The following is a 22,468-nucleotide window of genomic DNA, read 5'->3' on the forward strand; positions in this document are numbered from 1 at the left end:
TACCTTGAATAGGGCATGACGCTCTCGCTTTAGCGCGAGCGCACCACCCCGAGCGTCTGGCCACCCTGGCCATCCCAATCACCGAAGATGACCATATCGCTGTGGCGCCCGTACGTCACATCTTCTACTACTTCCGGGCCGCTAAGCGGACCGCGCACCACGTACACATTCCCGCGGCGCACCACGAGGGTGGAACGCTGGGGTTCAATTTTCGCGGCGAGCACCTCGTCACCCGGGTTGCCATAAGCCATTTCTGCGGAAACCGCGCTGGTGGCCAGGTTATCGGTGAAGATAAAGACGTTTCCACGCCGCACCGCCAGGGTATCCACGCCGTCCCCATTCCAGTCACCTACCAGCCAGGTATCCCCCGGGTTACCGAAGCAATAAACCGCATCGGCCGGACCGGACGTGAGGGAATTACGCACGAGGAGCAGGTTCCCACGCCGCACCGCGAAGGTATCCACACCGTCGCCATCCCAGTCGCCTACGAACACTTCGTCACCGGCGCGCCCGAAGCTGAAGACCCGGGTGGCAACCCCGGAGGTGAGGTTATCGCGCACGTGGAAAATATTGGAGCGGCGAATCGCTAGGGTATCCCGCCCATCGCCGTTCCAATCACCGGTGAGGATTTCATCCCCGCGCAGCCCGTAATCCATCACAATATCGGCGGTGCGCCCCCAGCCGTTAGCGAGGAAGAAACGCGGCGGGAAAGGCGCCACGGTGGAGGACGGGCGCGGATTGCTCGGCGCGGGAGCTGGCGGGGCGGGCGGGCGCGGTGCCGGTGGCTGGGTGGGGCGCGGCGCGGGTTGCGGCGTCGTACCACCACCGGAACGCAATTGCGTATAGATACGGTACGCGTTCTCGCGAATGGAGCCGATGGAATCGTAGATCGTGCCCGGGCACGAAGTATTGCCCACATCGCGGTGCCCCACAATACGCGGCATCGCTTCACCGGAACGGTAGCGCGCCGAATTATTGCGCTGCGGAATCGTCAGCGAAGTGGTGCCACGCGGATCCAGGCCCGCGAGCGCGAATTTCCAGCCGGCCACATCCGCGAGGGTGTTAAGAATGGTTTGGGAGGGGCGGTGATCCGCGGTGAAGGTGCCAAGCACGGACACGCCCATGGTGCCAGTATTGCGCCCGGCGGCATGCGCGCCGATGGCCATGGTTCCATCCTGGGATTGCAGGGTGCCGTAGCGCCCTTCCCATTTCCCGCCGTACTTATCGACAATCACGTTGTAGCCAATATCGCCCCAATCGCGGGTGACAGCGTGGAAAGCGTAAATTCCGCGGATAACCCGCGGTACCCCGGCCTGAGTGTAATTATTCGAGCCGGCGGTGTGATGGATGACCATGCCCTGGAAGGTGGCATATTCGACCGGCCAAGTCATGAGGGAACGGTCCGCGCCCCAATCGGCCCGGGTATGGATCCCGCGGGTACCGATGCGGTTGGTCCAATCGCGGGCGGTGGGCAGCAGGCCGCTCGCAACCACGCTGCCCTGCTCGAGGGTGCCCCCGCCGCGCGCGGCGGAAAGTGAGGCGCCCAGGGCTGGAATTTCTTCTTCGCCCTCTTCAGGATTGACCACCGGATCGGTCTCGGTGCCGCGTTCAGGTAGAATCGGCGTGGTTTCGGCCTCCTCCACCTCCACGGTGTCACCCTCGGCGGTATAGGCAATATCGATGCGCAGGCCGGCCGGCAGCGGGCCCTCACCCTGGGTGATACGCACCTGAATCCCGGTGGACTCCCCTGAAACGTTGTATTCCGTTCCGGGCCGTTCGCGCTCGGTTTGGGATTCCTCACCAACTTCGTACCAGTCTGACCACTGTTCTCCGTCCAGGGTGCGCATTTCAATGGAGGCGCCCTCGGGCAGGTTCTCCCCGCGGTTCCAGGTCAGCCCCGCCACCGCGAAGGGTTCGTCCACCCGCACCGGGCTGGTGAAGACGGCGTAGTTATCGGCCAGTTCACCACCGGTTACGGTGTTTCCCGCCTCCGTGCCCGCCGTGGCTCCCTTTTCTGCGTCCGCGTTTTCTGCATCGTTATTTTCTGCGCGCAGCACGTTGGCGCGTACCGCATGCGATACGACGCCGCCCGCGCGCGCGGCACTCGCTTCCGGGGTAGCTTCGGCTTCCTCGGTGGGTTGCGCCGCTTCGCGCGGCTCGGCTTCCTTGCCAGAACCGAGTGCGCTCTCCACGGTTTCCTCCAGCTGCGCGGTGGCGGTAGTGGTCAAGGCTCCCGCTTCCGTGGTGAGCGGAATAACAATACTACCCTGTGCATCATCGTTCTCAGCGAAAGCGTAGCCCACAATCGGGACGGCAAGGCCCGCACTCGCGAGCGCCAGCACGGTTCCTAGAACAAGACCGCGACGTTTGGTCATTTTTCCCTCCGGTTCACGCTGTCCGCCACGATGGGACGTCATACGGGCAGCTTCCAGACTTACCTTACGGCAAAAGTCCCAACTTTCACACCCTTAACTCCGATTTACTTTAACCTCATAAAAATACATCGGTGTAATTCAGGTGAGACCACGGAGCGCGGATTGGAGCTACCTCGCGGACACTCGTAGCTCCGGCTTGATTTTAATACGTTTTAGTTAGTGAGAACGACGACGCGCCGCGCGCGCTGCCCGCACGTGCAGCTGCGCCCGCAGCGCGAGCCCACCCCGGATTGCCCAGCGCAGCGGTGCCTGCCAGGGGCGCGCGTAGACGCTATCAATATAGTGCGCTGCGCTGCGGTGATGTTCGCGCAGCATGGCGGCCGGCTGGTCTTTCCAGGAGGCCCCCTGGGAGTGGATAACTTCCGCTTCGGGCAGGAAAACCGATTGCCAGCTCGCCCGGGCCAGGGCCTCCCCCAGGGCGACATCCTCGAAGAACATGAAATAGGAATCATCGAAACCACCCACGGCTTCGAAGGCCTCCCGCCGCAGCAGCAGGCAGGCGCCGGAAAGCCAGTCCACCGGGTGAGCCCGGGTGACGTCCGCATTGGAGCGGTAGGAACGGGAGAAGGGATTATTCGGCCACATATTCCCGAGTAGCGCGTGCCCCACCCCGGAAACGATCCGCGGAAATTGACGGGCCGAGGGGTAAATATCCCCTTCGGGAGTACGGATAAGCGGGCCGAGCGCGCCGGCCCGCGGGAAGCTTTCCGCCCCGCGCACCAGCGCATCGAGGGAGCCGGGGGTGAAGACCACATCGGGATTGGCCACCGCCAGCCATTCGCCGGTGAAACCCTGGGCTCCGCGGTTGGCGGCCCGGCCGTAACCGATATTTTCCCCGGTGCGCACCACCCGGGCCCCGTGAGCGCGGGCCACCCGATCCACTTCGGCGTGCTCCGAACCGTTATCCACAATGACGCATTCGTAAGCCTCATGCAGGGCCGCCGGGAGGGAGGCGAGAAAAGCTTCCAGTTCCGCCCCGGGATTGAAAGCCACGGTGATGACACGAATGCGCATGGTCCTAGCCTAGCCGAGCCAAGCGCCTCCCGCCCGCGCCACCGTGCTTAACACCGCAGTGCGGCGCTTCTTCCAGCGGGCGACGCACCCGAACCCCTATGATGAGGTAGTGGCAAAAAACTCACGCGCCGCGGCGCATCTGATCGGGGGCCGCCGCACCTCTTCGTGGTGGCGGGTCGTGCTGCTTGTGCTGCTCGCGCTCCTCCTGACTTTCGGGACGGCACTGTGGTCTGCGTGGGCGCGCTACCAGGGGAATATCACCCGGGCCGATATTGATGATCTGGTTCCCTCCGCCGCCGCGGCGGAGCCGGTGGATCCTTCCGCGGGCCGCCCGCTCAATATCCTCATTCTTGGTTCGGATGTACGCAGCGGAGATTCCGATATTGATAACGCCGGAGAGTCTGGCGAAGTCGGGGGGATGCGCGCGGATACCACCATGATCATGCATATCAGCGCGGATCGCAGCCGCGTGGATATTGTGTCCGTGCCCCGCGATACCCTCGTGGATATTCCTTCCTGCACGATCCGCACTTCTTCCGGTGGTTCGGAAACGGTTACCACCCGCCCCGCTCCCGAAACCATGTTCAACTCCGCTTTCGCCATTGGCGGCCAGTACGGGGACGTGGCCAGCGCAGCGGCCTGCACCATGACCACTCTCCACAAGATGACCGGCATTACTTTCAACGGTTATATCGTGGTGGATTTTGCTTCCTTTATTTCCACCGTGGATGCCCTGGGCGGGGTTCCCATGTACTTCGCGGATGATCTGTACGACGAGCGCGCCGGCCTCGATATTACTTCCGGCTGCCGCCTCCTCAACGGCACGCAGGCCCTGGCCCTGGCTCGGGCCCGCTACAGCGTGGGAGACGGCTCGGATATTTCCCGCATCGGCCGCCAGCACGAATTGGTGAGCGCGGTGGCAGCCGAGGCCCTCCGCTCCAATCTCCTCACCGATTTCGGCCGCCTCATGCGCCTGCTCGACGCCGCGACCCAGTCCCTGCAAACCTCCCAGGAGATCGGCTCCATCAGCAATATTGTGGGCCTGGCAAATTCGCTGCGCTCCCTCGATCCGGCCAATATCCGCTTCTGGACCATGCCTTTCGCCTGGGCTGGTAACCGCGTGGTCGCCACCGATTCCGCCGATTACGTGTGGGAGGCACTACGCCGCGACGTTCCAGTACGTGCGGAGAAGAATGCCGACGGCGTTTTCGTTGGCTTGCCACCAGAAGGCAGCCCGGATGCTCTTCCCAGTACCGCCGCTAGCGGCATACCCAGCACCGGCAGTGACGCTGAGGGAGCTTCGAGCGCCGCGGAATCCACCACCACTGGTGATACCGAAGCCGCCACCTCATCCGAAAGCACACCCGCAGCAGCGGAGCCGGATAGCGATACGCCGGCCTCTCAGGCTCCCACAACCGCCCGAACCGCCGAATCAGCGCCCGTATGCACCCGAGAGAATGCGATTCCCTGAGTATGAACCGTTTCCATGGGGCTACCCCACCACCGTCGTTCCCACCCAAGCGCAGGCTTCCGCGCCCCTCCTCGCAGGGCGCGCAGCCGGTGGGACGGGGCCGCGCTGTGCCACCCGAAGCGCGCGAACAATTCGCTGATATTCCCGGATCTACCCGTGTCGCCGGGGCTCCGCGCCGGCCCGCACCCGTGCAGCCCCCGAGCTTTGCTCCGCAACGCCAGGTGGCATCCGCTCCTCCGGCAAAATCCTTCGAGCAGGCACCTTCCTACCCGCCCGCAGCGGCCTACCCGGCCGTCCGCCCCGCCGCGCAGGCCGCACCAGCCGCTCCCTATCCGCATAGCGGGGCTGATCGTCATCCGGTACCGGATATGCCCGGGATGGGTGCACCTGCCGGGCGCACCCGGCGCCGCCATCCGTGGCGCTGGGTTGCTGGCGTCGTCGTTCTTCTTCTTATTCTTGCGGTGGCCTGGCCCACCTATCTGTTCTTTTACGGCAATTCCAAGCTCACCCGAATGGATGCGCTGACCGGGGCCGCGGCAACAAGCGGCACCACGTACCTGATTGTGGGTTCGGATGTGCGTGAAGCGGACGGGATTGATGACCCGACCGAGGGTGAGCGCGCGGATACCATTATGTTGCTCCACGTTCCCGAATCCGGGGCACCCGCGCTGGTCTCCCTCCCGCGTGATTCCTACGTGAATGTTCCCGGGGAGGGCGAACAGAAGCTCAATTCTTCCTTCGCTTTGGGCGGGCCGCGGCTCCTGGTAGAAACGGTGGAGGAACTTTCCGGGATGACCGTGGATCACTATATCCAGATTTCCATGGCCGGGGTGCAGCAGATTGTGGACGCGGCCGGCGGGGTGCGCCTGTGTTACGACGACGACGTAGACGATGCTGACTCGGGCATGGTCTGGGAAGCTGGCTGCCACGAAACGAATGGCGCCCAGGCCCTCGCTTTCGCGCGAATGCGCAAATCTGATCCGCTGGGTGATCTCGGGCGTACCAACCGGCAGCGCCAGGTGGTGTCGTCCCTGATCGGCAAGCTCAAGACCCCGGCAACGCTGGTGGATTTCCCGCTGCAGCGGCGCATGGTCGGCACCGCCGGCTCCATCCTCACGGTAGATCGCGATACGTCGCTGTACAACGTGGGACGGGCCGGGCTGGCGCTCGGGAGCGTGCTGGGCGAAGGAGGTTTGGCCGGAGTTCCCCCCATCGCCGATCTTGATTACCGTGCCAATGGGCAGTCTAATGTGCTCCTCGATCCGCAGCGTACCCCGGAATTCTTCCGGAAAATGCGCGAGGGGAACCTGACTCCGGCTGATATGCTTCCCAGTTTCTAAAGCGTGATAGTCTCAGCGCGATGACTGCCCCAGTACCAGAACCAACACCAGAACCTCGTTCCTCCAGCCGGGCCCGGGTGGAGAAATTGCTGCGCCGTTTACTCAAAGGGCAGAGCTTCCGGCAGTGGCTCGTGGAATTCCTGCAGTTCTGCACGGTGGGGCTGGGTGCCTATATCGTCAATGTGGGTATTTTTAATCTGCTGGCCCACACCGGACTGGTGCGGCTGCCGGGGGACCAATCCATGACGGCGAAAGTCATATCCGTTACGCTGTCCGTGATTTTCTCCTGGGTGGCTAACCGCTTGTGGACGTTCCGCAGCCAACGCTCCGCGGAGAAAATGCGAGAGTTTCTGCAATTCGTGGCGGTGAATCTGTGTGGCATGGCGATTGAGCTGGGCTGCTTGTGGTTCTCCCGCTACGTGCTGGATATGCGTTCCCAGCTGGCCGATAATATTTCTTCCAATGTGGTGGGGTTGATTTTGGGCACCGCCTGCCGCTACGTGCTCTACCGCTACGTGGTGTTCCGGGTGCGCGAATAGCGCCGTTATCCGACGGCCGAGGAGCCCGGTGGCGTTTTCCTCCGCAGCATCGCCGGTGTTAGAAACGCCGCCTGCGGGCACCCACCGAAATTTCGCCACCCGCGGGGAAAACCTTCGCCGGGTCAAGAGCAGCCGGGAGCGCGGCAAGGACCACCGAAAAAACAGGAGGCCGCGCCTGGGATAATTCCAGCCGCCCGCCATTGCGTTCGGCTAGTTGGCGGGCGAGCGGCAGGCCGAATCCGGTGGACCCGCCCAGGGAAAATCCCTGGGTAAAAATAGCTTCCACGAATTCGGGAGCGACTCCCTCTCCCTCGTCACTAATATCGATAATGACGCCCCGGCCGGCTGGGCGCGAGGTAACCGCCGTCGTCCCTGCCCCGTATTTCAGCGAGTTTTCCACGCACGTGGCAATGATTTGGGAGAGCGCCCCGGGATCGGAAAGCACCGGGCCGTGCTCGCCCACCGTGAAGACCACTTTCCGGCCTGCCGCCGCGAAAGCCCGCTCCCACTCCACACCCTGCTGGGCAAAAATGGGTTGCAACGCCACCGCCTCCGTGGCACTTTCCTGAGCACGCGAGGCGTGAAGCAGATCGGTCACCACTCCGGTCAGGCGTTCCACCTGTTCCAGGCAACGCGTAGCTTCTTCTTTAACGTCCGGATCCTTGCTGAGGTACTGGATTTCCTCCAGGCGCATGGATAGCGAGGTGAGCGGAGTGCGTAGCTGGTGGGAGGCGTCGGCCGCGAATTGGCGTTCTGCGGAAAGCCTGCCGGCCATGCGATCCGCGGCGCGCGCGATCTCCTCAAAGACCAGGTCAATTTCTTCAATTCCCGAGGGCGCCATTTGCGGGCGGGTGGTTCCCGCTCCCAGCTGTTCGGCAGCGGCAGCCAGGTAGATAAGCGGCGCGGAAATGCGGCGCGAGACCCGCATGGCGATCCCCACCGCCACCAAAATAGCTACGATAATCGCCAGGATTTCCGCCCCTAAGAAGAGCACCATATCCCGCCGGGCCCGCCCCTCATCAAGGGCATTGCGCGGGATCGTCACCCCGCCCATCACCAGCGCGGGAATCCCGACCAGTAAAATAGCCGCCAGCGCGGTGCGGATCGTCATCCGCAAAGAACGTGCGCGCATGGGTTCTTCTTAATGTGTTTCGAAACGGAAGCCCAGTCCCCGCACCGTGGAGATATAGCGAGGACTATCAACGTCGTCGCCCAATTTACGGCGCAACCACGAAATATGCATATCAAGTTTCTTCGAGGAGGAACCGTTTTCATCCCCCCACACTTCACTGAGCAGCAGTTCACGTGACACGGCATCCCCCGCCCTGCGAATCAGCGCGGTAAGCAAATCAAATTCTTTAGCGGTGAGTGGCAGTTCCACTCCCTCGCGTAGCGCCCGGCGCGCCCCGGTATCCACCGAAATATCTTGGGCATTGAGATGGTCATTGCCCTGCTCGGTACGCCGCAGCAACGCCCGCACCCGAGCCAGCAGCTCCGCGAGCCGGAAAGGCTTCGTGACGTAATCATCCGCCCCGCTATCCAAGCCCACCACCATATCCACTTCTTCGGTGCGTGCGGTAAGAATGAGAATGGGGAAAGTATGGCCCTCCCCGCGAGCCTGCCGCGCTACCTCGAGGCCATCCATATCCGGCAGACCGAGGTCCAAGACCATAATATCGACCCCGGTGGTGAGCTGGTCCAGCGCATCCCGGCCGGTAGCAACCAGGTTCACGGTGTACCCTTCCCGCCCGAGCGCGCGGGCCAGCGGTCCGGAAATAGCGGCATCGTCCTCAACAAGAAGCAAAGTAGTCACACTGAAAGTCTAAGCTATTTTCTTTTTTCACTCAGGGCCTGTGCCCCGGGGCGTGAAACGGGCGTAAGCCAGCCCCGAAGCGGCTTTCTCGATACACGCGAAAGCGCCCGTTCTTAATGCGCACGGATGCGGCGCAGCTCCAGCACCTCGGTGGCACCTAGTCCCTGGAGAGTAGGGGTTCCCACTGAGATCGTGGTGAAGCGATTCTCCCCTACCGCTTTGAGCGCGGTCGCCACCGGACGCGAGGTAAGAACCGTACCCGGGGAGGCCACATCTGCCAGCCGGGAGGCCATATTCACCGATGGCCCGAAAACATCACCGAAACGCCCCAGTACCGGCCCCCAGGTGAGGGAGGCCCGCACCGCCGGAATCTCCGGGGTATCGCGCAGGGCTTGGGTCACATCGCACACAATATCTGCACCCGTAACGATATCGTCCGCAATAAAGAGGAAAGCATCGCCCATGGATTTAACCACGCGCCCACCCCCACCGGTAATGACGGCGCGACAGGTGTAATCGAAACGCTCAATAAATTCCATGAACTGGCGTGAGGTCATCCGCTCGGTCCGGTTCGTGAAGGACACAATATCGATAAAACCCACCGCGCGCGGAATCTGCGGGATGGCGTCATCCTCATTAATATGGGCGATTTCCGCTTCGGTATGGCGCAGCAGCGCGGCGGCCTGCCGCGACCAGGTATACGCTGCGGTACGCCGCAAGAATTCTTCAATATCCGCGAAATGATCAAGCACCCAGCGCCGCGCATCCACCGGCCCGAGCCCACCCGCAGTTTCGGCCAGTTCAAGCAAGGTTTCCACATGCCATTGCAGCATGCGATCCACATTGTGGGCACTGGCGCGCAGCAGCGATGTAAGGGCCGATTCCGTCAGCGGGGATTCCCCGAGCGATTCCGCCATCGCGCGCATCGCCGCGATATCACCGTCCGTGAAAACACATTCGCTATCTTCATCCACGATGGTGGGGAAACCGAGGGCCAGCCAAAAACGCCGCACGCCTTCCGTATCCATTTTGGTTAATTCCGCCGCCTGGCGCAGGGTATAGCGCGGCAGCCCGCCTTCAAGATGCTCCATATAGGCGGAGAACGCGGTGGGTTCCGTATCCGCCGCGGCCTGCGGCTGAGGCGTGGCCGGGTAGCGGCGCGACGACGGCGCCGCTGGCGCGGCGGATTCCGCCACTTTCACGCTGCTCGGGTGCCGGCCATCCGCATCCGGGCGGCAGGCCCGCGAGCGCTGCGAGGTGCGGGCCGCTGTTTCCCGGCTAGGCACGAAATTACGATCCACCGGGGCTTCCATACGGGCACTATGCCCGGGGTGGGGCACCCCGGATTCCGGGCCGAGGGGCAGATCTGCGGCGGTATTACGCCGCAACTGAGCCATATCATCCGCGCTGAGCTCCGCGCTTTCAGCGGGCTGGACGCCACCCCCGAGGAGGTAAGCGATGAGGTCCGGGCTCATGGCCGGGCCGATACCGGAATGTTTGCGCGCACCACCATCGCCCACTTCGCGCAATTTTTCGGGATAGGGTGAGGGGCGCGGCGCGCTAGCGAATTGCTCAGCCACACTAGCCCCTTCCCTTAGCTGTTCACCACCGGCGCGGCGCCGCCTCAGGTGAGGAGAACAGGGAGCGCCAACCGCCGGCCATAAATAAAGTGCCTTCCATCACAGTATACTAGTCATCCTTGACACTCACGTCCATGTTTTCATCCAGGGATTTTGCTGGGAGTGGAGTGGAGGGTAGCCGCGGGCTATTCTGGAGCAGTGGAGAATAAACGAGAACACACAGATATTGATGCCCTCGCGGACCGCTATTTCCAGCGCGTCCTCGACACCTCACCCGAAACGGTGACGTTCACCGGCCTGCCCGGTGCCCCAGAAACCAAGCTTGATGATTACTCCCCCGCCGGGATTGCCGCGCATATCGATAACGTGCGGGAGACCCTGGCGGCCCTCGATCATCTCGAGGAGCGCGATGCCACGGATCGGGTGACCGCCGCAGGCCTGCGCGATCGCCTCGGCCTGGAAATTGAGCTGTATGAGGCGGGTGAAGAAGTCGGCAAGCTCAATGTTATTGAATCCCCACTCCAGGGGATTCGCGATGTTTTTGACGTGATGCCCCAGGACAGCACTTCCGATTGGGAAACCATCGCGGCGCGCCTGAACGATGTGCCGCGGGCCCTGGCCGGCTATCGGGAATCCCTGGCGCAGCGGGCCGCGTCCGGCCCCGTTTTCGCGGCCCGGCAGGTGGAGCGCTGCCTGGAGCAGGCCCTCGGTGCCGCCTCTGATTCGGGGAGCTTCGCGGGGCTGGCCCAGCGCGGGGCGGCCACAGCCCCGGAACTTGCCGACGCTTTGGAGAAGGGCGCTGCCCGGGCCCGCGCGGCCTACGGGGAGCTGGCCGAAACACTGCGGGGTCTCCTCCCGGGGGCTACCGAAAATGATGCGGTGGGCCGGGATCGTTACGCGCTGCATTCGCGCGAATTCCTGGGCGCCGTCGTCGATCTGGATGAAACGTACGAGTGGGGTATCCACGAACTGGAGCGTATCGACGCCGAACAGCAGGCTATCGCGCGCGAGCTGTACGGGGAGGGCGTGAGCGTGAACGAGGCCCTCACCCGCCTCGATCAGGAAGAACGCTACACCCTGCACGGCGTGGAGGAATTGCGTTCGTGGATGCAGCACACCGCCGATGATGCCATGGCCGCGGCCACGCAATACTTCGACATCCCCGAGGCAATGCGCACCATCGAATGCATGATCGCGCCCTCGAATTCGGGCGGTATCTACTACACCGGCCCGTCCGATGATTTTTCACGGCCCGGCCGCATGTGGTGGTCGGTGCCGGAAGGCGTCACGGAATTCCACACCTGGCAGGAAAAGACCACCGTCTACCACGAGGGCGTACCGGGTCATCACCTCCAGCTTGGCCTGGCCGTTTACCTCAAGGATCAGCTCAATGCGTGGCGCCGGCAAGCCTACTGGGTGTCCGGGCACGGGGAAGGCTGGGCGCTCTACGCCGAAGCACTCATGGCCGAGCTCGGTTTCCACGAAGATCCGGGTGACCGTATGGGGGTGCTCGATTCCGAGCGGCTGCGCGCGGCCCGCATCGTGGTGGATATGGGCGTGCATCTGGGTAAGGATGCCGGGAAGGTGGCCGGCGGGCAGTTCGGCACCGGCGCCTGGGATCACGATGCCGCCTGGCGTTTCCTGCGCGCAAATGTGGCCATGGAACAGTCCTTCCTTTCCTACGAGCTGGACCGCTACCTCGGCTGGCCCGGGCAGGCCAGCGCCTACAAGGTGGGTGCGCGGATCTGGAAGGAACTGCGTGAAGAAGCCCGGTCCCGCGCGGGTGCCGGCTTCGACCTCAAGGCCTGGCATATGAAGGCCCTGCGCCTGGGCGGGGTGGGCCTGGACGTGCTGCGCAGCGAGCTTTCGCGCTAGGCCGGTCCTTCCTATGCCGATGACTCATAACGGGGGCAGCGCGGCGCATACGCCCGCGGCTGGGCACACGCCCGCGGGGCACACCTCCGCCGGGCACACACCTGCAACGCATACGCCCGCGCTGCCCTCCCTGACCTTGGCTCTTGCCAGCCAGTCTCCGGCCCGCCTGGCCACCTTGCGGGCCGCGGGCGTGGAGCCGCTGGTGCAGGTATCGCACGTGGATGAAGATGCGCTGCTCGCGCGGGTGCACGGGGGTCCCTCCCAGGGGGTGCTGGCGCTGGCCGCGGCCAAAGCCCGCGATGTGGCCGCCACTCCCGGACCGGCCCAGGGGGCCGATTTTGTGGTGGGCTGCGATTCCATGTTCGAATTCGAGGGTGAGGTCTACGGGAAGCCGCATTCCCCGGGGGTCGCCCGCGAACGCCTGGCCCGCATGTCCGGCAATTCCGGAATTCTCCACACCGGACACTGCCTAGTTCACGTTCCTTCCGGGCGTTCCCTGGCCGGGATTTCCCGGGCCACGGTCACTTTCGCGCGCCTGAGCGCGGCGGAGATCGAGGCGTATATCGCCACCGGGGAGCCCCTGGAAGTGGCCGGTTCTTTTACCGCGGACGGTCTGGGCGGCCCCTTTATTGACCGCCTCGAGGGTGATTACCACGGAGTGGTGGGAATTTCCCTGCCGCTGCTGCGTTCCCTGGTGGAGCACCTGGGCCTGTCCTTCACCCAATTCTGGGCGAAACCTGCCCGCCCTGCCCTCGGGGTGCTTCCGGAAGCCGCGCAGCGTTTCTTGGCCGATAGCCACCACGGCACGGTCCATCACGGTGCGGATGGTTTCCTCCTGTGCGGTTGCGGGAAACGCCATTGGGGTATGAACGGGGCGGCCGGTATTGCGGCTTTCCGGCGCCACGCCGGGCATATCCAGATCCTGCTCCAACATCGCTCCCCCTGGAGCCACGGCGGTGCCACCTGGGCTTTCCCGGGTGGCGCACGCGAATGGGACGAGGAACCCTGGGATGGTGCACTGCGCGAATTTACGGAGGAAACCGCGCTGGCCCCCACGGATCTGCGCCGGGGTGGGGAACTCACCACCATGCACGTGGATTGGTCCTATACCAGCTTCGTGGCGCGTTGCCGCGACGGTATCGAGGCGGTGGCCGACGGGGAGTCCATGGAGTTGCGCTGGGTGAACGTGGAGGATGTTACCTCCTACCCGCTGCTTCCTTCCTTCGCGGCCACCTGGCCGCAGGTGCGCGAGCTGGCGCGCACCACCCTCGATTGGAGCGACGGCGCTTCCAATTAGATGGGGACACCTAGAGCGGAACGACGGCGCGCGCTAGGACTCATCATTGACGTTCGCCGGCAGGCCGGCCACATAGGGGTGGTCGGTGCCGGTGGGCCCCAGGCTTTGCGCCCCGCCCGGGGAACCCAATTCAGAGAAGAATTCCGCATTGACGGCGGTGAACACTGACCATTCTTCGGGAACATCATCTTCGTAATAGATGGCTTCCACCGGGCAGGCCGGTTCGCAAGCCCCGCAATCCACACATTCGTCCGGGTGAATGTAGAGGGTACGGTCCCCTTCGTAAATGCAATCCACCGGGCATTCGTCCACGCACGCCCGATCTTTCGTATCGACGCACGGCAAAGTAATGACATAAGCCACCGGTGTCACCTCCTCCTCTACCGTAATCCGAGCTCATGCCCAGCACCAAATCTAGTGACCGGGCGCAGGGGCTGGAGCTGGTGCGGGAGCGCCTTCGGCTTGCGGCGCAGGTGCGGGCGGGGTGGCCGGCTCCGGCTTCGGGCAGGTACGGCCATGATCGGGCTGGTAGGTCCAGTCATAGGACGAATCCTCAACGACCTTATCTCCCAATTTCACGGTGCGAGACACGGTCACGGTAAATCCGGGATCGCCCAAGCCCTGGGGTTCACAATCCGGCCCCTTGCCTTCCGTCATAACCGGCTGGCGGTAATTGCGCGGTTCCGAGGTCCAGGTTTCGACATCGTAATACTTCGTGGACCAGAGCTTCGTGACCACGTAGCCACCCTCCAGGTAGGTGTCGATGACCGCACCGTAGGGGGTGGTGTTCTTCCACTTCACATCAATGGAGCCGGACCACAGGGTGGATTCGCGGCCCATGGGATAGCGGGAAAAATGCTTGGTGTGGGGACGGTGCTCCACATCTTCGTAGCCGGCCAGGTAGCCGATATTAAAAACATTCGTCGCCAGCTGGGAGAGCCCCCCACCCAGGGCCTCGTTATTGAAACCGTTCATGACCACCCCGGAAGAAACAAAGCCTTCCGAGTACTCAATAGGACCGAGCGCCGCTTCCAGGGAGAAAGTCTCATTCGGTTTGACCAGGGTATCGGTGACTTTCCGGGTTCCCACCCGCAAATTGGTGGTACGCACCGAATCGCTGGTAAGCGGGGTGGAAATTTCGGAAACCACTTCCTTGACCCCGAGCTTTTCCGCGTCCGCGGTGCTGAAAGCGGCCGGAATTGGTGCCGGGCTCAGTTCCACGAGACGCTCAGCGGCAGCGGTACGCAGCGCGGCAACCTGAGCGCCGGTGGCGAGCGCGGTGTCGTCAATACCCACGCCGTCCTGGGAGGGGATAATCGTGGGCGTGGTGTGGTCCACGATCTCAATACGAGCATCCACCCCCGGTTTGAGCAGATCCGGGGCGGCGGCCCGCACCGCATCGCCCAGCACCTTACCGTCCAGCTTGAGCTGGAGCGCCGCGCCTTCGGGCACGAAAGATGCCGCCTGCGCCAGAGTTTGCGGGCTGAGGTTCACGACCCGGTCCCCCACCTTCGCGGTGAGGTCGCCGGACACCAGCGGGCCGGCCAGTTCCGTGCGTGCCTTTTCGGCGGCTTCGGTGCTAATGGCCGGTTCTGCGCTCACCGCTTCCAGTTCAATGCGTTCCAGGCCGCGCAACGGCTGTTCGATCAGAGCTGCGCGGGTGGCCTCCGGGTCGACGGCGCGCCCGGCTTGCGCCGGGCTGAGCTGCGCCGTCGTACCTTCCATCACGAGGGTGGCGTTACGCGCCTCCACCCCGGTCGTGTTACGAATCGTATCCACCTGGGCGGATAATGCGGCGTCGTCTACGGTGACCTTCGGGGCGACCTCGCCCTTGCCGATGAGGCGATGGAAAATCTCCACGGGGTTGAGGGTGAAACCGGTCAGGCTCTCCACCGTGGCCGCCGCGTCCACACCCAGGGAGTAATCGCCCGGGTTCACGGTCACACTGGCGCCCTCCACAACCACCTCAACCGGGCGAGCCACCCGCGCGGCAACCTCACCACCGAGGTGCTCGGTAGCGGTGGCGGTATTCATCCCGCCGATCTCAATGCCGGCCACGGTGGTGCCCCGCGCGACGCGGTCGGCGCTGTACCAGGCATAACCCACGTAGGCGAGAAGAAGGACCGCGATAACCGCGGAAACAATCCAGGGCCAACGCAGCTTGCGGATAGCTTCCACTTGCCGGAATTCGCCGGTATCGAAGCTTAGCGGCGTGTGCTCAGGTCGCATGCATCCTCCTGTGGTTGATCCTGGTCAGTTTCCGGGTGTGGGCCCGGAGGCGCGGAATGCCGGCGGCGCGCCAGGGCGCCGAGAAGCGGGAATGCCCCGGCGAACGGAGCGAGAACAAGCCAGAGATTCGCGGCCACCCCGTGGAAAGCCACGATGTCCCCGTAGCCGGGGGCGGCAAAAGCCCAGAAGGTGAGGGCCACTTCACCCAGCCAGAATCCAGCCCAGCACCATGATCCTAGCCAATCGCGGGCGAAAGATGCGCCACTGGCAATGAGCAGCGTGGCGAGGAGCGGACCGACCCACACAATATCGGTGGCCAGGCCGGGAATTCCCGCGAGCCCCGCGTGGGTGACCGCGGCCAGCGCCCCGGCGAAGGCACCGAGCAGCAAGCCGGTGGCGAGCTTCGCACACGTCCGCAGCGCGGTCCCCAACGCGGCCGAAGGCGCGCCTGAGCGCGGGGTGCGGTTCCTCCTCATCTCACTCCTTGTCTGCGCGGACGCTCGCTATTTCTTCGCGCGCTTCTTCCGCCCGGCGATTTTCCCACGTTCCACCGCGCTCAGCACAACTTTGCGCACCCGCACGGATTCCGGGGTCACTTCCAGGCATTCGTCATCAGCAGCGAATTCCATGGCTTCTTCTAGGGTAAGGCGTCGCGGCGCTTGCAGGGTCTCAAACACGTCGGCGGTGGCCGAGCGCATATTTGTCATTTCCTTGGCGCGCACCACATTGACGTCCATATCCTCATCGCGCGGGTTTTCGCCCACCACCTGGCCCTCGTATACTTCCTGGCCCGGGGTGACGAAGAAGGTTCCGCGATCTTCCAGGCGCTGGAGAGCGTAGGCGGTGACCTGCCCGGCCCGGTCGGAGACCAGGGAGCCGGTAGCCCGCGAAGAAATCTCCCCCATCCAGGGAGCGTAGCCTTCCGAAATGGAGGCGGCAATACCGGTGCCGCGAGTCTGGGTGAGGAACGCGGAGCGGAATCCAATCATGCCGCGGGCCGGCACCACAAATTCCATGCGCACCCAACCGGTACCGTGATTCGCCATCGTTTCCATGAGCCCCTTGCGGGCAGCCATAAGCTGGGTGACCGCGCCGAGGTATTCTTCCGGAACATCAATGGTGGTGCGCTGCATCGGCTCGCATACCGTCCCGTCAATGGTGCGGGTAACCACCTGGGGCTTACCCACCGTCAGCTCGAAACCTTCACGGCGCATCTGCTCCACCAGAATGGCCAGAGCCAATTCCCCGCGATCCTGAACTTCCCAGGCATCGGGACGCCCGGTGGGAAGGACCCGAATGGACACATTGCCCACGAGCTCCTGATCGAGGCGGTCCTTGACCTGCCGCGCGGTGAGCTTATGGCCCTTGCCTTCGGTCCCGGCCAGCGGCGAAGTATTAATCCCGATGGTCATGGAAATGGCCGGGTCATCCACGTGGATAGGCGGCAGCGGGCGCGGATCATCCGGATCCACCAGGGAATCACCAATGGTAATTTCGGGAATACCCGCGATGGCCACAATATCGCCAGCCCGGGCAGAGGTGGCCGGCTTACGTTCCAGACCTTCGGTAAGAAGCAGTTCCGAGATATGGGCCGACGACGTCGTACTATCAGCGCGTACCCACGCAACCGTCGCACCCTTTTTAATAGTGCCCGAATAAATCCGCAACAGGGCGATACGCCCGAGGAAAGGCGAGGCATCCAGGTTGGTAACCTGGGCGGCCAGCGGCGCATCCGCCTCAAAATGCGGGGCGGGAATATAGTTGACGATCGCCTCAAATAGCGGCTCCAGATCAGTGCTTTCGGGCAGCTGGCCGTCCGCGGGACGGGTGAGGCTGGCGCGCCCGGCCTTCGCCGAGGCGTAAATCACCGGGGTTTCCAGCAGGGAATCAAGCATATCCGGGTCGGGATGATCCAGGTCGGAGGCGAGGGAAAGGAGGAGATCCTGGGTTTCGGATTCCACCTCGGCGATGCGCGCATCCGGGCGATCCACCTTATTAATAACAATAATGACGGGCAGCGAGGCCTCGAGGGCTTTACGCAGCACGAAACGAGTTTGCGGAAGCGGGCCTTCGGAAGCATCGACAAGCAAAATAACGCCGTCCACCATGGACAGTCCGCGTTCAACTTCCCCGCCGAAATCGGCGTGTCCGGGGGTATCGATCACATTAATAGTGATGCCTTCAGGCGCACCGGCTGGGGCTGCGGCCGGCCCGCGGTAATGGATCGCGGTGTTCTTCGCGAGGATGGTAATACCTTTTTCGCGTTCCAGTTCTCCCGAATCCATAACGCGCTCCCCGGTTTTTTCCACGGTGGCGCGCTCTCCGAAAGCCCCGGCCTGCCACATGAGCGCGTCCACGAGCGTAGTTTTCCCGTGATCAACGTGCGCCACAATGGCAACGTTGCGAAGATCGTTGCGACTATCCATAACCTACTTCCCTGCCGGCCCGCGCCGGCGTTGTGATATTAGGGATGCGCGAGCGCAAACCCCTGGCAATGTTACTCGCCTGGCCCGCACTGTATATGCCACCATGTCAAGAATCACCACCGCCGCCCGCAGCTTTCGGCAATCAGGCCGTGAACGTGGGAAAATATGCTTATGTCTGCACGTTATCGTCTTCGCGGCGCCTCGGCCGCCCCCGCCGCCGGGCTGTGCGGCGCTATCGGAATCATTGCTCTGGTCATGCAGGTGTGGCAGGGCGGGTGGGGCTATCTGCCACCCGCGGCTGTGTTTGCCGCCGGCATGTGCCTGGCCGGGTACGCGCTCTTCTATTTACCCAGCGTGGACGTGGATGGTTCCGGGGTGACGATACGCAATACCTTCCGCGATCTGCGGGTTCCGTTCCCGCGTTTGCGTGCGGTGGAATCCGGGTACGGTCTTGTTATCACGACGACGGACGGCGCGGCCATCCACGCCCGCGCCTTCGGTACCGTCGGCCGGCCTACCCCGGATACCCGCCGGGCGATCCCGGCCCACGACTCCGGTGATCATACGGTCACCACCGCAACGCTGCCGGTGCGGAAGTTCATTGAGTCGGTGGCGTCCCGTTATGCTCCCACCGGCGCCCCCAGCGAGCATCCCCGGGTGGAGCGGCACTGGGCCTGGGATCGGCTCGCCTTCGCGGTGGTCGGGGTACTCGGGGTGCTCGGCGGTATTGCCTGGTCGGTGGCGCTGTGAGCGCGGGTGAACCCGGCAACGCAGCTCACCATAGCGGCAGCGGCAAAGCCGCGAGGAAAGCCGGCGAAGTAATCCTGCGGTCGCGCGGCCACATCGTCAAGGGCGGGTTCCTCATTGCCCTCGGATTCGCGCCTCTTATCCTTATCGGAGCCGGGGTTGCCATGCCTTTCTCCGCCCTCACCGCGTGCTTTATTGCCGCCGGGATAACCGGAGCGGCGTGGTCGTTCTTTTTCCTCCCCGAGCTGCGTTATGACGCGGAGGGTCTGACCATTATTAACCCGTTGCGTACCATCTGGCTGCCCTGGAGCGCGGTTGCGCGCTTCACCACCCGCTTTTATCTCACCACCCATGCGCGGAGCGGCCACCACTGGGATGCGGCAGCTTTCCCGGCCGGCGGAGCGCTGGCGGCCGGGCGCCGCCTCCTTCCCGCGCGTCACCCGGCCGCGGCCCGCCACGTTGATCTTCCCGCACGTCCCGGGCGCGGCACCGCTATCCGGTGGGTGACACTCGCCCGAGCTGCCGAACAATTACGGGCAGCGCAGGAAAATGCAGCGTCAGGTCCAGGGAGCACACCACGTAGCACAGTAGGTAGCACAAACCGCCCGGTCCGATCCGTGGATCTGGGCCGAGCGGTTCTGTGCGCGGCGTGGGTGGCCTGCCTAGCCGCCGCCTGCGGCCTGGCGTTCACCTAAGCGCCGGAGTAGCTCTCGCCTAGTTGGCGGCGTCGTCCTCACTCAAACGCAAACGCGACACTTCCCGGCCCTGCTTACGCAGCAGCGCGTGGCGTTCTTCGCGGCGGCGGCGCTGCTCAATCGGTTCGGGAACCGGAGCGGCCGCCAGGAGCCGCTGCGTGTAGGCTTCTTGCGGGTTGTGGAGGACGTCCTCGCGCTGGCCCGCTTCTACAACCTTGCCGTTTTGCAGCACTACCACGCGATGCGAGAGCATATCGACCACCGCAAGATCGTGCGAAATGAAGAGGCAAGCGAAGCCCATGTCATCCTGCAGTTCCGAGAGCATGGTTAGAACCTGGGCCTGAACGGAAACGTCCAGCGCGGAGGTCGGTTCGTCCGCGATGAGGAGCTTGGGGCGCAGGGCCAGAGCGCGAGCGATGCACACGCGCTGGCGCTGACCGCCGGAAAGCTCATGCGGGTAGCGGTTGAAGGAGGAACGCGGCAGCCGCACCGCATCCAGCAGATCGTACACACGCTGGCGACGTTCCGCCTTGGTGCCGACCTTGTGAACGTCAAGCGGTTCCATAATGCAATCGCCCACCGGGAAACGCGGGTCGAGGGACGCGGCCGGATCCTGGAACACCACACCCACGTGCTGGCGCAGTTCCTGGGCGTGCTTACGGGAAGCCCCCACCAGATCTTCACCGAAAATCTTTACCTCACCGGCCGCGGCCGGGATAAGCCCGAGCACGCACTTGCCGATCGTGGATTTACCCGAACCGGATTCACCCACGAGCCCGACGATTTCACGTTCCGCAACATCCAGGGATACATGGTCCACGGCGCGGAAGGGTTCCTTACCCGGAATCTCGTATTCGATAACGAGATCTTTGGCTTCCAGCACCTTTTTATCAAGGTCGATGGACGCTTCCTTTTCCAGGGAGAAACCGAATTGTTCGCGGCCCTGGCCCAGGTGCGGCACCGCTTCCAACAGGCGGCGCGTATAGGGATGCTTGGGGTGATTGAGAACCTGGACGACGTCGCCCGATTCCACAATCTCACCCTTGAACATCACGTGCACCCGGTCAGCCATATCCGCGATCACGCCCATGGAGTGGGTGATGAGGAGAATACCGGTATTGAGCTGGTCCTTGAGGGAGCGCAGCAGGTCGAGGATATCCGCCTGGACGGTAACATCCAGGGCGGTGGTCGGTTCGTCCGCAATAATGACGGAGGGGTTGGCGATAAGCGCAATCGCGATAACCACGCGCTGGCGCTGCCCGCCGGAAAGCTGGTGCGGGTACTGGTTCATGCGTTCTTCGGCATCGGGCAGCCCGACGGCCTTGAGCATGGCGACCGCGCGATTGCGGGCATCTTCCCCGAAGGCAAGCCCGTGGGTTTCCAGACCTTCCGTCATCTGGCGGCCGATGGTGAGCACCGGGTTGAGGGCGGTCATGGGCTCCTGGAATACCATGCCCACTTCCGCACCGCGCAGCGCACGCATGCCCCGCGAGGTCATTCCGCGTACTTCACGCCCGGCTACCTGCACGCTTCCGCTAATAACAGCATTGGAGGGGAGCAGGCCGAGGGCCGTTGTGGAAGTCACCGATTTACCGGAACCGGACTCGCCAACAAGACCCACCACTTCGCCCGGGCGCACATCAATACTCACGCCTCGCACGGCGTGAACCGCACCGAATTCGGTGGCGAACTTGACATCCAATTCCCCGAAGCCGAGCACCGGCTTATCGGTTTTCGGATGCGGGGTGACGACGGGCTGGTCAGCCTTCAGCGTGGCCGTGGCCGCCGTCGCGGCGGCTTTATCCTGCGTTGTTGCAGCGCGTTTTCCGAGACGCATTTATTCGCCCTTCCTTTCGGTGGCGTCGGATGCGGGAGCGGCGTGCTCGCCACCCGTCGCGGTGGTGGCCGCAGTGGTCACCGGCATGAGATCAGCTTCGACGTCGTTCTCAATATGTCCTTCGGCGAGGGCCTTCATCTTGCGGCGCGATACCGCCGAACGCTGGCGCGGATCGAAGGCATCACGCAGACCGTCACCGATGAAGTTAATGGAGAGCGCGATGATGAGGATCAGGCCGGCCGGGGCGAAGAAGAGCCAGGGGCGCGTCGAGAACGTGGTCTGGTAGGTAGAAATAAGCAAACCGAGCGAGGTGGCCGGCGGGCGCACCCCGAAGCCGAGGAAGGACAGCGAAGTTTCTAGCAGAATCGCCGACGAAATCGACAGGGTTGCCGAAACGATAATCGTGCCCAAGCAGTTCGGGAGGATGTGACGGAAAATAATACGCCACGGGGAAGCTCCCAGCGCGCGAGCCGACGCTACGAATTCGCGTTCGCGCAAGGAGAGCACTTCGCCGCGCACCAGGCGGGCCAGGCCCGTCCAGGAGAGCACACCCAGCATCACCGCGAGGAACAAGATACCTTGGCTTCCCACCATCTTGCCGATAACCGCCGCGAGAATAAGGAGCGGGATCACGATGAAGAGGTCGGTGATGCGCATGAGGATCGCTTCGGTCCAACCGCGGAAGTAACCCGCGGCCGCGCCGATAATCGTGCCGATAATGGTGGACACCAGCCCGACAACGAAGGCGATAATAATCGAAATCTGGGTGCCCTTCATGGTCAGGGCAAAGTAGTCCTTACCGATATTGTCCTGCCCGAAGGGGTGTTCGCCCAGCGAGGTCCAGGTCATCGTCGGTTTGCCGTTATTAACGACATCCAGGACGTCCATGTAATTGTGGCGCCACAGGCCGGAGAAATGCCAGTGCAGGCCGAAGAAGCTCATATTCCAGCCAATGGACAGGAAAGCCACCAGCGTCACAAGGATAAGAACGACGGCGGAAACCATCGCGGGCTTATGCCGCAGGAAACGGCGCAGCACCAGGCGCCCCTGCGAATAGGAGGGGCTGGAGGAAGCGAGCTGAGCGTCGTCGACCTCAACAACGTGTTCCGGGTCGAGCGACGCGACGGTTGTTTTCGAGCGATTCTCACTCATCGGATTCTCCTCGGGCTT

At 63.5% G+C, this 22,468-nt stretch carries 18 protein-coding genes; 7 read left to right on the forward strand and 11 right to left on the reverse strand.

Features of this window, described 5'->3' with window-relative positions:
• Positions 1 to 29: 29 nt before the first annotated feature.
• Together HMPREF9237_RS07635 and HMPREF9237_RS07640 are read right to left on the reverse strand one after the other, a co-directional pair.
• Positions 30 to 2,375: an N-acetylmuramoyl-L-alanine amidase gene (locus tag HMPREF9237_RS07635; RefSeq protein ID WP_016443168.1), complete on the reverse strand. Its 2,346-nt coding sequence runs from the start codon at positions 2,373 to 2,375 to the stop codon at positions 30 to 32.
• Between the two features lie 216 nt (positions 2,376 to 2,591).
• The gene (locus tag HMPREF9237_RS07640; RefSeq protein WP_016443169.1) at positions 2,592 to 3,449 is read right to left on the reverse strand and encodes a glycosyltransferase family 2 protein; all 858 of its coding nucleotides are present in this window, start codon (positions 3,447 to 3,449) and stop codon (positions 2,592 to 2,594) included.
• A gap of 109 nt (positions 3,450 to 3,558) precedes the next feature.
• On the opposite strand from HMPREF9237_RS07640, the gene HMPREF9237_RS07645 reads away from it, so the two are divergent.
• Genes HMPREF9237_RS07645 through HMPREF9237_RS07655 form a run of 3 tightly spaced genes read left to right on the forward strand, consistent with a single transcriptional unit; the run spans position 3,559 to position 6,799 of the window.
• Complete coding sequence (locus tag HMPREF9237_RS07645; protein ID WP_231366722.1) at positions 3,559 to 4,920, forward strand: LCP family protein; 1,362 nt, start codon at positions 3,559 to 3,561, stop codon at positions 4,918 to 4,920.
• Between the two features lie 2 nt (positions 4,921 to 4,922).
• Positions 4,923 to 6,260 carry an LCP family protein gene (locus HMPREF9237_RS07650; RefSeq protein WP_016443171.1) on the forward strand — a complete coding sequence of 446 codons (1,338 nt, stop codon included), beginning with the start codon at positions 4,923 to 4,925 and terminating at the stop codon, positions 6,258 to 6,260.
• A gap of 20 nt (positions 6,261 to 6,280) precedes the next feature.
• Positions 6,281 to 6,799 (forward strand): GtrA family protein, encoded by a 519-nt coding sequence (locus tag HMPREF9237_RS07655; protein ID WP_016443172.1) that lies wholly within the window; start codon positions 6,281 to 6,283, stop codon positions 6,797 to 6,799.
• A gap of 58 nt (positions 6,800 to 6,857) precedes the next feature.
• On the opposite strand, the gene HMPREF9237_RS07660 is transcribed toward HMPREF9237_RS07655, so the two are convergent.
• The 3 genes from HMPREF9237_RS07660 to HMPREF9237_RS07670 all read right to left on the reverse strand — a co-directional run bounded on the left by HMPREF9237_RS07660 (position 6,858) and on the right by HMPREF9237_RS07670 (position 10,192).
• Positions 6,858 to 7,931 (reverse strand): sensor histidine kinase, encoded by a 1,074-nt coding sequence (locus HMPREF9237_RS07660; protein ID WP_016443173.1) that lies wholly within the window; start codon positions 7,929 to 7,931, stop codon positions 6,858 to 6,860.
• 9 nt (positions 7,932 to 7,940) lie between these two features.
• Positions 7,941 to 8,612, reverse strand: coding sequence for a response regulator transcription factor (locus HMPREF9237_RS07665; RefSeq protein WP_016443174.1), 672 nt, complete (start codon positions 8,610 to 8,612; stop codon positions 7,941 to 7,943).
• A gap of 113 nt (positions 8,613 to 8,725) precedes the next feature.
• Positions 8,726 to 10,192 carry an adenylate/guanylate cyclase domain-containing protein gene (locus HMPREF9237_RS07670; protein ID WP_016443175.1) on the reverse strand — a complete coding sequence of 489 codons (1,467 nt, stop codon included), beginning with the start codon at positions 10,190 to 10,192 and terminating at the stop codon, positions 8,726 to 8,728.
• A 198-nt stretch (positions 10,193 to 10,390) separates the two neighbouring features.
• Between HMPREF9237_RS07670 and HMPREF9237_RS07675 the strand changes: the two genes are divergently transcribed.
• Together HMPREF9237_RS07675 and HMPREF9237_RS07680 are read left to right on the forward strand one after the other, a co-directional pair.
• Positions 10,391 to 12,067, forward strand: coding sequence for a DUF885 domain-containing protein (locus HMPREF9237_RS07675; protein ID WP_039898924.1), 1,677 nt, complete (start codon positions 10,391 to 10,393; stop codon positions 12,065 to 12,067).
• Between the two features lie 19 nt (positions 12,068 to 12,086).
• Positions 12,087 to 13,364: a Maf family nucleotide pyrophosphatase gene (locus HMPREF9237_RS07680; RefSeq protein ID WP_155875970.1), complete on the forward strand. Its 1,278-nt coding sequence runs from the start codon at positions 12,087 to 12,089 to the stop codon at positions 13,362 to 13,364.
• A 33-nt stretch (positions 13,365 to 13,397) separates the two neighbouring features.
• Here the strand turns inward: HMPREF9237_RS07680 and fdxA are convergent, their stop codons facing one another.
• The 4 genes from fdxA to typA are packed head-to-tail and all read right to left on the reverse strand — an operon-like array spanning position 13,398 to position 18,019.
• Entirely contained in the window at positions 13,398 to 13,727 is a 330-nt protein-coding gene (fdxA, locus tag HMPREF9237_RS07685) for a ferredoxin (RefSeq protein ID WP_016443178.1), read from the reverse strand.
• Positions 13,728 to 13,778: 51 nt separating this feature from the next.
• A complete protein-coding gene (locus HMPREF9237_RS07690; protein ID WP_016443179.1) occupies positions 13,779 to 15,593 on the reverse strand; it encodes a VanW family protein in 1,815 nt (604 codons plus the stop codon).
• A complete protein-coding gene (locus tag HMPREF9237_RS07695) occupies positions 15,569 to 16,069 on the reverse strand; it encodes a hypothetical protein (protein WP_016443180.1) in 501 nt (166 codons plus the stop codon). The genes HMPREF9237_RS07690 and HMPREF9237_RS07695 overlap by 25 nt, the downstream gene beginning before the upstream one ends.
• 27 nt (positions 16,070 to 16,096) lie before the next feature.
• A complete protein-coding gene (gene typA, locus HMPREF9237_RS07700) occupies positions 16,097 to 18,019 on the reverse strand; it encodes a translational GTPase TypA (protein ID WP_016443181.1) in 1,923 nt (640 codons plus the stop codon).
• A gap of 171 nt (positions 18,020 to 18,190) precedes the next feature.
• Between typA and HMPREF9237_RS07705 the strand changes: the two genes are divergently transcribed.
• Entirely contained in the window at positions 18,191 to 18,769 is a 579-nt protein-coding gene (locus HMPREF9237_RS07705) for a PH domain-containing protein (RefSeq protein WP_016443182.1), read from the forward strand.
• Positions 18,766 to 19,461 carry a hypothetical protein gene (locus HMPREF9237_RS09025; protein WP_016443183.1) on the forward strand — a complete coding sequence of 232 codons (696 nt, stop codon included), beginning with the start codon at positions 18,766 to 18,768 and terminating at the stop codon, positions 19,459 to 19,461. Before HMPREF9237_RS07705 ends, HMPREF9237_RS09025 begins: the two co-directional genes overlap by 4 nt.
• A 19-nt stretch (positions 19,462 to 19,480) precedes the next feature.
• Here HMPREF9237_RS09025 and HMPREF9237_RS09515 read toward each other — a convergent pair whose 3' ends face one another.
• Both HMPREF9237_RS09515 and HMPREF9237_RS09520 read right to left on the reverse strand, forming a co-directional pair.
• Complete coding sequence (locus HMPREF9237_RS09515; RefSeq protein WP_016443184.1) at positions 19,481 to 21,298, reverse strand: ABC transporter ATP-binding protein; 1,818 nt, start codon at positions 21,296 to 21,298, stop codon at positions 19,481 to 19,483.
• A complete protein-coding gene (locus HMPREF9237_RS09520) occupies positions 21,299 to 22,450 on the reverse strand; it encodes an ABC transporter permease (RefSeq protein WP_016443185.1) in 1,152 nt (383 codons plus the stop codon).
• Positions 22,451 to 22,468 lie beyond the last annotated feature (18 nt).

Source organism: Actinotignum schaalii FB123-CNA-2, assembly GCF_000411135.1.
GTDB classification, from domain to species: domain Bacteria; phylum Actinomycetota; class Actinomycetes; order Actinomycetales; family Actinomycetaceae; genus Actinotignum; species Actinotignum schaalii_A.